Source organism: Methylobacterium marchantiae, from assembly GCF_042679825.1.
Taxonomy (GTDB): domain Bacteria; phylum Pseudomonadota; class Alphaproteobacteria; order Rhizobiales; family Beijerinckiaceae; genus Methylobacterium; species Methylobacterium marchantiae.
This window is the reverse complement of sequence record NZ_JBHTND010000093.1, coordinates 1-595: the sequence shown is the minus strand read 5'-3', so window position 1 is coordinate 595 and position 595 is coordinate 1. Positions and strand designations below refer to the sequence as shown.

Genomic DNA, 595 nt, shown 5'->3' with positions numbered 1-595 from the left:
ACCCCATGAGCAAACTGGCGCTGTATCTCCGCCTGGTCCGTGCCGACAAGCCGATCGGCATCCTCCTCCTCTTGTGGCCGACGCTGTGGGCGTTGTGGATGGCCGCCGGCGGCAAGCCCGATCCACTGTACATCGTCATCTTCGTCGTTGGCACCGCGCTGATGCGCTCGGCCGGCTGCGCGATCAACGACTACGCCGACCGTGACTTCGACCTGCACGTCAAGCGCACCGCCGAACGCCCGCTCACCAGCGGCCGCATCAGGGCGTGGGAAGCGGTGGCGATTGCCGCGGCGCTGTCCGTCATCTCCTTCCTGCTGATCCTGCCCCTGAACGCGCTGACCAAAGAGCTGTCCGTGGTCGCCGTGATCGTGGCCGGCACCTACCCCTATTTCAAGCGCTTCTTCGCCATCCCGCAGGCCTACCTGGGCATCGCGTTCGGCTTCGGCATCCCGATGGCCTTCGCGGCCGTGCAGGGCGAAGTGCCGGCCGTGGCCTGGTGGCTGCTGGTTGCCAATATTTTCTGGGCTGTTGCGTACGATACCGAATACGCGATGGTGGATCGCGATGACGACCTGAAGATCGGCATCAAGACCTC

Annotated in this window: 1 protein-coding gene; it reads left to right on the top strand. The window is 64.7% G+C overall.

Annotated elements, in window-relative coordinates:
- Positions 1 to 595 (top strand): UbiA family prenyltransferase (locus tag ACFQ4G_RS21965; protein ID WP_379041143.1); only part of this gene is annotated, 595 nt, incomplete at both ends.